The organism is Streptomyces sp. NPDC023541, assembly GCF_055559995.1.
Genome location: NZ_JBVHJO010000014.1, coordinates 163,556 through 173,039, shown reverse-complemented (window position 1 = coordinate 173,039; position 9,484 = coordinate 163,556). Strand labels below are relative to the sequence as shown.

At 68.4% G+C, this 9,484-nt stretch carries 7 protein-coding genes and 2 pseudogenes; 5 read left to right on the top strand and 4 right to left on the bottom strand.

The annotated features are described in order from the left end of the window. Positions 1-74 precede the first annotated feature (74 nt). Positions 75-1,238 (bottom strand): annotated as a pseudogene (locus ACZ3X1_RS29265) (IS110 family RNA-guided transposase); the annotation flags it as partial. Between the two features lie 1,250 nt (positions 1,239-2,488). Here ACZ3X1_RS29265 and ACZ3X1_RS29260 point away from each other — a divergent pair. From ACZ3X1_RS29260 to ACZ3X1_RS29250, 3 genes are all read left to right on the top strand, one after another. Continuing rightward, complete coding sequence (locus ACZ3X1_RS29260; RefSeq protein WP_467281555.1) at positions 2,489-2,923, top strand: winged helix-turn-helix domain-containing protein; 435 nt, start codon at positions 2,489-2,491, stop codon at positions 2,921-2,923. Then, a complete protein-coding gene (locus ACZ3X1_RS29255; RefSeq protein WP_467281554.1) occupies positions 2,892-3,503 on the top strand; it encodes a transposase in 612 nt (203 codons plus the stop codon). Before ACZ3X1_RS29260 ends, ACZ3X1_RS29255 begins: the two co-directional genes overlap by 32 nt. A 188-nt stretch (positions 3,504-3,691) precedes the next feature. Further along, complete coding sequence (locus ACZ3X1_RS29250) at positions 3,692-3,970, top strand: hypothetical protein (protein ID WP_467281553.1); 279 nt, start codon at positions 3,692-3,694, stop codon at positions 3,968-3,970. Between the two features lie 172 nt (positions 3,971-4,142). On the opposite strand, the gene ACZ3X1_RS29245 is transcribed toward ACZ3X1_RS29250, so the two are convergent. Then, positions 4,143-4,439 (bottom strand): hypothetical protein, encoded by a 297-nt coding sequence (locus tag ACZ3X1_RS29245; RefSeq protein WP_467281552.1) that lies wholly within the window; start codon positions 4,437-4,439, stop codon positions 4,143-4,145. A 625-nt stretch (positions 4,440-5,064) separates the two neighbouring features. Between ACZ3X1_RS29245 and ACZ3X1_RS29240 the strand changes: the two genes are divergently transcribed. Then, complete coding sequence (locus ACZ3X1_RS29240; protein ID WP_362633817.1) at positions 5,065-5,604, top strand: ArsR/SmtB family transcription factor; 540 nt, start codon at positions 5,065-5,067, stop codon at positions 5,602-5,604. A 17-nt stretch (positions 5,605-5,621) separates the two neighbouring features. Next, positions 5,622-6,896: an MFS transporter gene (locus ACZ3X1_RS29235; protein WP_467281561.1), complete on the top strand. Its 1,275-nt coding sequence runs from the start codon at positions 5,622-5,624 to the stop codon at positions 6,894-6,896. 228 nt (positions 6,897-7,124) lie between these two features. Here the strand turns inward: ACZ3X1_RS29235 and ACZ3X1_RS29230 are convergent. After that, positions 7,125-7,272 (bottom strand): annotated as a pseudogene (locus ACZ3X1_RS29230) (IS5 family transposase); the annotation flags it as partial. A 500-nt stretch (positions 7,273-7,772) separates the two neighbouring features. Continuing rightward, on the bottom strand, positions 7,773-9,431 hold the full coding sequence (locus ACZ3X1_RS29225; RefSeq protein ID WP_467281551.1) for a CARDB domain-containing protein: 1,659 nt from the start codon (positions 9,429-9,431) through the stop codon (positions 7,773-7,775). Between the last annotated feature and the right edge of the window lie 53 nt (positions 9,432-9,484).

Here is a 9,484-nt window from a genome sequence, read left to right as displayed (position 1 = left end):
CCAGCCCACGACCGGGCATCAACAAGTTCCCCACCCATGAACTGACCAACGACCGACCTGCCCAACCGTCACGGCAAACACCGTTGCAGTACTAGCATCCGGTTGAACAGATTGCGCTGGCCAGCGGCGTGCCAGTCTCCGTGGTCGTCACGTCGCCGCCGGTAGTGGGCTTTGGCACCGGGCGAGGCAGTGATCGCTGAGAACGCCCAGAGGTAGCCGGCGTGGTTGAGCCGGTCGTTCTTCACCCATCGTCTGGTGATGCTGGACTTCTTGCCGGAGGCCCGGGTGACGGGTGAGGCGCCCGCGTAGGCCTTCACGCCACGGGCGTCCGCGAAGCGGGTGCGGTCGTCTCCGATTTCGGCCAGCACCCGGGCGGCAAGCTGGATACCGAGGCCGGGGAACCTGAGGATAATTTCGGAGTCCGGGTGTTGCGGGAACGTCTCCTCGACAGCCTGGGCGAGGTCGGCGGCGGCGGTGCAGGCGGCCGTGAGCTGTCCGAGTAGGGCGAGCGTCTGCTTGCCGAGCGCGTCCTCGACAAGCTCAGGCTGACGGGCCCAGTCGGTGCGGAATGCCTCGCGCAGCCGCTCGACGTCCGACTCGATGCCGCGCTTGCGGCCCGCACGCTTGAGAGCCGCCGTGATCTGGGTGCGAGTCAGGCTCGCGGCCTTGGCCGGTGTCGGCGCGAGCTTCATCAGCTCGCGGGCCTCCGGTCGGCACAAGCCGTTGTCCCACTTGGCGAAGGCCTCCAGAGCGGCGGGGTAGTACTCGCGCAGCAGGGAGCGGAGCTGGTTGGCGACCTGCTGCCTGTTCCAGACCGCGTCCTGCTGAGCGCGGGCCAGTACGGCAATCGCGCGGGCCAGGTCGCTGTCGTTCGGCAGCGGCCGGTGGGCATGCATATCCGTGCGCAGGATGTTCGCCAGGACCAGGGCATCGCCGGGGTCCCACTTCTTGCGGGAGACCGCGTGCCGGTCGCGGTAGCGGGCGGCAGCCATCGGGTTGATCGCGAACACCTTTCGCTTGCCTGCCCGCAGCACCGCGACCAGCAGACCGCGGGAGGTCTCGATCGCGACCGGGATCAGGGTCTCCTCCGTGTCGCCGTACTCGGCGAGCAGGTCCATCAGGTTCCTGTAGCCGGCCGCGTCGTCCGTGATGTGTCGCTTCGCAAGTAGCTGGCCGGTGTCGTCGACCAAGGCAACGTCGTGTGTCCTCTCGGCCCAGTCGATGCCGCAGTAGATCAACTTTTCCTCCCCAGAGGTGCGGTGTTTGCGCTGGTTGCGAGCGCATGCGGGCCACGCAGCGACCTAATTCCAGGACTCGACCATCCGGTCGGTCCGCCACCTCACTAGCCGTTCGTGGCACCAGCGCACCCCACGGGCCCCGGTCTCCTCGGGAACTCAGACGGCTCTGGAGTATCAGGAGGTCACCGTGCGGCGGGCTCGCACCACCAACACCAACGAGTGATCAAGCGGACAGTGTTGACGGTGGTGGCGACCTCGAAGACACCGAGCGCCGCCGCTCTGGATAAACGGATCGAGTGCCCAGACGGCTCCAGGCGTACGGTCAGTGCCCGCGAGGCTGCCACCACCTGCACTGTGGAAGGCCGGGATGAGAGAAGGGCATCGGCCCCCGGCGCTCGAACGGACTGGTGGCAACCCCCAGCTCCCACGGCCCGTTACCAAGGAATTAGGACGGCTCCGACGCCGTGATCACACCAGCCACATCGAGATCATCTCGCCCATGCGACCACTTCTGCTCAGGCCTGGTCGAGAATCCTGCCATGAGCAGAGGTGACCGCCACGAGGCATCCACACGTACATTCCTTGCATGCGCAGCCGAAGTGGCTCGCCTGCTGGACCTTGAGGCTGCGGCCGACGTGACTGAAGAGGCGACGTGCGCGGCACCTGGCCGGAGCTGCACGAAGGCCGCTGCTGGAACGCGCCACCCTGTCTGAGGAGTTCTTCGATCCGCTGATGGCTGCTGCTGTCTACGACCCGGACCCAAGCTTCTGCCGCTGGTTCGTCGAGCCGGCGCTCTACGCATTTGGGCGCCGCAGGGTCATGACAGCGTTGCTCGGCTGTCTCCGCACGGGCACGACCGCAGAGATAGCCGGTGCCCGGCAGGCCTGGTAATGCGCACATCTGCCACTACGCGCTGACCGGTCACCGGCCCACGCGCCCAGCGGAAGTCGCGATCCGGCCCTGGATGAAGTGGACGACGTGGTGGACCAGTGGCGGGAGTTGTCCAGCACCCAGCAGCGGGATCGCAATGCCTCAGGGAGCCGCGACCAAGCCGGAGGCCCTCGTGGCCAAAAGGCCGCGGCGCAACTCCTCGGGTTACGGGACAACCCTTACTGATCTTTTCGTTAGTTCTGTGGGTGTGGTGGGCTTGTTGGTGGGACCCTGGGCTCGTGTCTTTCAAGCCTTCGTCTGTCGCTTCCGATTCTGTCATTCCTCCTTTGACACGGCCGCAGTTGGCCGAGGCTCGGCGTGTGCGGGCGGCCGAGTTGTTCGGGCAAGGACGCTCGAGTGTCGAGATCGCACGGATGCTGGAAGTCAGCGATGAGAGCGTGCGGCGGTGGAAACGGGTGTGGGAGGAGGGTGGCACTGATGCTTTGCGGCGGCGTCCGGCCACCGGTCGTCCGCCCAAGCTGGACGACGGCCAGGTCGAGCAGGTGCGGACCGCTCTGGAGCGAGGCGCCCAGGCGCACGGGTTCGAGGCTGATCTGTGGACGCTGGAGCGGGTCGGTCTGGTGGTCGAGCGGGTGGCAGGGGTGTCGTTGTCGCGGGCGTCGGTGTGGCGGCTGCTGACCGGCCGGCTCGGGTGGAGCTTGCAGCGTCCTGAGCGTCGGGCGGTGGAGCGGGACGAATCCGAGACCGCCCGCTGGATCGCGCATGAGTGGCCGCGCATCAAAAGGGGGCGGTGAACACACGTGCCTGGGTCGTCTTCCTCGACGAATCGGGCGTATCGCTACTGCCCCAGGTCCGGCGCACCTACGCACCCCGCGTCCGCACCCCGCTCCTGCGGCATCGGCTGAACTGGAAGCGAGCCTCGATGGCCGCGGCTCTCGGATACCACGCCGCCGATCAAGAACGCGGCCCGCGCCTCGCTTCCACCTCAAGCCGGGCAGCTACGACACCACCGCTCTGATCGAGGTTCTTGAACAGCTCAAGGTGTTCTACCGCGGGGAGCGAGTGGTGCTGGTCTGGGACGGACTGTCCGCCCACTGGAGCCGGACCATGCGGGCCTGGGTCGCCGATCAGGACTGGCTCACCCTCGAACGATTACCCGCCTACGCGCCTGAGCTCAACCCGGTGGAGCTGCTGTGGTCCTCGCTCAAAAAGCGCGAGCTCGCCAACCTCGCCGGCGACCACCTCGCAGAAGTCGCCGACGCCACCGAACAAGGCATCCACCGCACCAAAACCGACAGCTCCCCTGGTCCTTCCTCACCCACACCGGACTCACCATCCACCCACCCCACAGAACTAACGAAAAGATCAAAGTAGTGGTTGTTTTTGAAGGCTAAGGCCCGCGAATCGCATCAGATGCAGACTCGTGCTGCCGTGATGTGCAGCCGTTTCCGGCTTCCCTGAGCCCTCCGCTTTGGCGGTGCTCGCCAAGGTCTCCGGCATGACCTGGGCGAGCTACGTTCCCCGCCGACGCCCTGCGGGGGAAAGGGAGAGATGATGCTGCCATGCCAGACAACCCGAAGCGCCCCCTCAGCGAACTTCACCCGGGCGAACCCGTCCAAGCGACCATCACTAGCCACCAGCCATGGGGCATCACAGCAAAGCTCAACCAATACGAGCCGGTCGGCGCATCTCTCGATACCATCCGCCGCGGCAGCGAGCCAGGCGTTAGGCGACTGGCTCAGGACCTCCCGCCGGTGGGAACAACCATCGAACTGGTCGTCGGCGAAGTGCGCTCGTGGGACCACAAACCGTGGGTATGGGTGGACCTCACGAGCATCTGACAGCTATACGGGACCACCGCCAGCGAGCCTACTCACGACAGTTTGATACGCGATGCCGTCAGTAGCCCTGCCGTTCCCCGCAACCCACTGCGCTACGCCGACATCACGCGCCTACGCTCACCCCATGAACGATTCCATATGGGCAGGAGTGCGGCAGCGTGTGCGGGCAGAGTTACAGGCCGCGGTCTGGCCCGAACCATGGCTCCGGACGTTCGTTGACAGTCATAGGAAGCCTGTGCAGCTTTACCGGACCGGGGTAGAAGGCGGAGCTGTTGGGGCCAGCCATGTCTTCGCCCATGAGGTAGCGGTTGAGCCATTCGGCGAAGATCATGTCGTACCGTGCCCAGCCGCCCTCGCCGTCGTCGACCAGGAGCCACGGGCGTGCGCTGTCCGCCTCGACGAGGAAGAGAGTTTCGCCTCGGTCCGTACTCGCGATCGGCCACAGCCCGTCGGGAGTGCCGAAGCTCAATTCCGTGAGCCCACACAATAGGCGCGGGTCCTCGTCCGGATGGAGATGCTCCCAGGGCACCCCAGACCATGCGCGGACCGTGTCCCGTATCCACTGGCCAAGGTTCCAGCGTTCGCGCAAGACCAAGCACAGCGGTCCGCAACGCCAAGATCGGTTACGCAGAGGACCCCGAGATCTGCCCAGTCCGCGCGTGGACCGCCTACCGCACCCGCCTGGTCGGCGAGCATGGACAGGAGTGGGCCGGCCCCTTCATCCCGCCTTCGTCGGTATCGACCAGTGACGCCACATCACTGGAGGCATGGGCCCGGACTCCGTCACCCGGCCGATCAAACGGATCTCCGCCCGGGCCGGGGTGCCGATCGCCTGGACCAGGCACTCCCTGCGCATCGGCCTGGCTTCGGGTGCCCGCCGCAAGGGCCGCGACGGCATCGCCATCGCCGACCAGGCGGCTCGGCCCGCCACTCCCGCTCCATGCTCGGCTAGACGAAGGGTGGTTGACAGCTCCCTGGATCGGCAGCGGGGTGGGGTGCATTGACGGAAGGTCTCGCGCGCCGGACAGCAGATTCAGGAAGTCCACGCGAAATCCCCCTTGCGCAATGGTCAAGAGTCGTTGACCATTGCTCGCATGTCCACCGATGATCTTCCCGAGACGTTTCACGTCACTACTGACGAGCAGCTGCGCGCCGTCTCCAATCTCACGCGCCACCGGATCATGGCCGCGCTCCGCTTCGAGCCCGCGACGATTACGCAGATCGCCGAGCGCGTGGGCCTCGCGAAGGGGAGTTCCAGCTATCACGTACGTCTGCTGGAGCGGGCCGGCCTGGTGAAGGTGGTACGGACACGGAAGGTGCGGGGTGTCACCGAGCGGTACTACGCGATGGCCGCACGGGCGATCGTGCTGCCGGATCCGGGCGAGGGAGGGCCGGATGTGCTGATGCGCCATGCGGTGGCGGACCTGGAGGCGTCGCCGGTGGATGGCGAGCGGCACGTACGGATGGCGCATCTGCGGCTCACTGAGGAGCAGTTCGCGCAGCTGGGGGCGCGGTTGCAGGCTCTGGCGGACGAGTACCGGGAGCTGTCCGATCCGTCGCTGCCGGACGCGTCACTCGTCTTCGCACTGTTCCACCCGGCACCGCGCGAGCAGGCCGAAGGGGACGCCAAGTGACTTCACAAGTGCGGAAGTTGCCGACCGGGTTCGGACGGCTGTGGACTGCGCAGACGGTGTCCTCGATCGGTGACGGGGTGTCGCACGCCGCGCTGCCGCTGCTCGCGTTGACGTTAACGCGGGATCCGATGGCGCTCGCAGTCGTCACCGCTGCCGGGACGCTGCCGTGGCTGCTCTTCGGGGTGCTCGGCGGTGCGCTGGTGGACCGCTGGGACCGCCGGCGCACGATGTGGGTCACGGACGCGGCGCGTGCGGTGCTGCTCGCAATACCGGCGGCAGCGGCCGCGCTCGACGTGCTGAGCATTCCGCTGCTCGCGGCCGTCGCCTTCGTGCTCGGCCTCGGCGGACTCTTCTTCGATACGGCCGCCACGGCCTATCTGCCGGATCTGCTCGGCCGCGACCCCGCACTCCTGGAGCGCGCCAACTCCCGCCTGCGCGGCGCCCAGACCGCCGCGTCCGGCTTCGCGGGGCCGCCTGCGGGCAGTGCGCTGCTCCTGCTCGGACGGGCGGTTCCGCTGCTCGCCGACGCGGTGTCGTTCGCGCTCTCCGCACTGCTCGTACGTTCGCTGCCCGCCATGCCCAGGCCCGTGCCGGAGGTCCGCGAGTCGCTGCTTCGGCAGGCGCGGGCCGGGGCCTCGTACCTCTTCCGGGACCGGTTGCTGCTCGGGCTCGCGCTCCGCCCAGCGGTCGGGAACGTCGCCTTCCTCGCTGTGGAAACCGTCCTCGCCCTCTTCGCGCACGACCGCCTCGGCATCGACACCTTCGGCTACGGCCTGCTCCTCACGGCGGAGGCCACCGGGGGCCTGCTCGGCGCGGGCATCGCCTCCTACCTCGGCCGACGACTCGGCACCGGCACCGCACTGACCTGCACGGCCGCAGTCGAAGGGCTTGCCATCCTGGGCCTTGCCGCCGCCCCGAACCCGTACGTGGCCGGGCTCGCGCTCGCCGTCTGCGGGGCCGGCATGGGCGCCACGATGGTGCTCGGCCCCTCCCTCCGGCAGGCGATCGTCCCGGCCCACCTCATGGGCCGGGTCGCCTCCACCTCCCGCATGCTGGCCATGTGCGCCGCCCCATTCGGGGCCTTCCTCGGCGGCTGGCTGGCCACCACCCACGACATCCGCACTCCGCTCTACGCCGCCGCTGCCCTCCTCCTGGCGATGACAGCCGTCACGGCATCCATGACCAGCAACCGCCGAGTCGAAGGGGCGCTGCGTGCCGCCGCCCCGGCCGGCGGTGCAGATCACCCGGCATCCAAGGATTCCGCCCAGGAGTGTGCACCCGACGTGTTGTGACGCCTGCCGCGAAGGCGTCACAACAAGGCGGATGCCACGCCCCCGCGGGGCGCAACGAGTGGCCAGGTCACTCGGGTGTGCCGGCCGTCAATCCTCGTCGTCCTCCGCGGCCACCGGGTCCCCGAAGGGGCGCAGGCCTTGGGCCCTGGCCGCCGGCTTTGATGTTGAACAGGTAGCGGCCCAGGAAGTTGATGTGCCGGTCCTTGAGCGGGGCGGATCGCGGCCTTGATTGGCGTCTGCGCAGGTAGGAGCGGTTACTGCGGGAGTCGTAGGCCTTGTCGGCTCGCACACGGTCCGGGCGTTTACGCGGCCTGCCGAGCCCGAGCCTGGGCACTCGAATCGCTTCCAGGACCGGCTTGAACTGCGGAGAGTCGCCCCGAGTCGACGTTGACCTCCCAGGTGATCAGGCCCTTGGCGTCCGCCTCGGCCTGGAGCTGGGTGAAGATCCTCGCCTACCTGCCGTCCCGCTGTTCGTAGTAGCCGTTCTCTATCCCCGGCGGCGAAGGCGGCCCATGACCTGACCCGGCCCTCCACGCACACGAACCTGCCGACGCCGGGCACACCCGTGAGCCGCGCGGTCGACCGGCTGCTGTCGGCGCGGATCAAGCAGAACGCGTCCAAGGCCTGGCCGGCGACCCGGGCCGGGGTGATGGTCTCCGGCGGCGGATACCAGAGCGCCAGCCGGCCGCCGACGGGCCGTGCCCGTCGCCGACCGGCCGCAGGGCCCCACGCGGAGGTGGGGCCCTGCGGCACGTTCAGGTCTCCGCGTCGGGCGTCAGTTCACCACCCTCACAGAGTCGCAGCCCTGGAACGTGTACACCTGGTCGCCCGCGGCCCGGTATTTGCCCTTCAGGCAGGCCCGGGTGGAGGCGAGGGTCAGTCCCGATTCACTGGGCTTGAAGTGCATGACGTTGTCGGTGTCGCCGTCGCGGGTGCGCTCGTCCAGCTCGTAGGAGTCACCGGGGTGGCCCCTGCCGTGGACCTCCCGGGCGCCAGCGGGGGTGGCGGTGTTGACAGCCGCTCCCGCAGGCCCCAGTACGTCTGGGACACGTCGATCGCCGTCGCGTTGAAGGCCAGCGGTAGGCCGTACTCGCCGACCCGGGTGGTCAGCGCGGCCAGGGTGGCGTCGGTGTTGAGGTTGACGGAGTTCGGGAAGCCGCCCGGCCGGACGTTGATCGCGATCGGCACCACGCAGTCGATCCGGAACGAGGTGGAGGCGGTGTTGTTGCTCGGGTCCGGGTCGACGTCCTCCGCGTTCTTCAGCGCCAGGCGGGAGTCCAGGCGTACCTGCTTCAGGCCCGGCGAGGTACACGCGAGCTGCACCGCGTACGTGGCCTTCTGCGGAGTGCCCACGCGCAGCGCCGTCTGCTGTGCAGTCTGCGTCGCGGGTGTGACGGTGACGTCGGCGTCCGCGGCGGCCGTGGTGGTCAGCAGGGTGTCGATCGGGCTGGACGGGCCGGCGTTGGCGACGGTGACTTCCAGCGAGGCGGTGGCGGGCTCGCCGATGAGCACCTCCAGCGGGCTGGTGGCCCGGGCATCGGTGATCCGTACGTCCGCCTTCGCGATCACCCTGGTGTCGGAGGTAGTGGTGTTGTCGGCCGGCTGCGCGTCCGGGCCGGCGAGGTTGGCTACGGTGGAGGTGGCCGTGATCGTCTTCGGGCCGCCGTTGCGGTAGACCAGGTCGGCCGGGACCTGGGCGCTGATCGTGTATTCCCGGTGGGTTCCCTGCGGCACCTCGCTGAGGTTGCAGGTGACCGTCCGGCCGGAGATTAGGCAGGGGCCCGTGGTGGTGGGGTCGGTGACGTCGGCCGGCAGCTCGGTCGTGATCTGGGTGGACGTGGAGGAGTTCGGGCCGTTGTTGGTGACGCCGACCGTCCAGGTCAGGCGCTCGCCGGCGGCGACCGGGTCCGGTGCGTCGGTGAGTGCCAGGGTGAGGTCGGTGGTGTTGCGGAGTCCGCGGATCCGAGCCGCCTCCTCAGCGGTCGGCAGGGGCGGGTTTTCGGTCGCCGCCGCCGCTCCGCCGGTGAGGCGGTTCGGCATGAAGTCCTTGACCCGGGCCCAGTCGTTGTGGCCCTTGAGCAACTCGTCAGTGGTCATGTTGGTGCAGTCCGGCTGGCCTGTAATTGCATCGATGTTGACGATCTGCTTCGCGTCGCCGTCGTCGCCGAAGCCCGGCCAGTTGTCGCCGTTCCAGTCCGGGTTGCGGTTCAGGGGAACGGTGCGCACGGCACCCGCACCGTCCAGGAAGACGAACTGGTTCACCCCGTCCTGCGGGTCGAGCACGATGCTCTCGTGGAGGTCGTCCTCCTTGAGGTCGGGCAGCACCTCCCGGGACCGGCCTGGCAGGTTGTCGCCGGGCGACCGGCCGAACAGGGTGATCCGGGCCGGGGAGAAGTCGACGACGTGCCCACCGCCCACGCGCGGGATCCCCTCAGACATGGAGTAGTTCATCACGCTCACGTAGTTTGGCTTGCAGTTGGGCCTCGCGTCCGTGCCCGCGTGGTCGAGCCCGAGGTTGTGGCCGAGCTCGTGCATGAGGCCCCCGGCGTCGGCGCGGTAGAGGATGATGTCCGTCCCGCCAGCGGGCG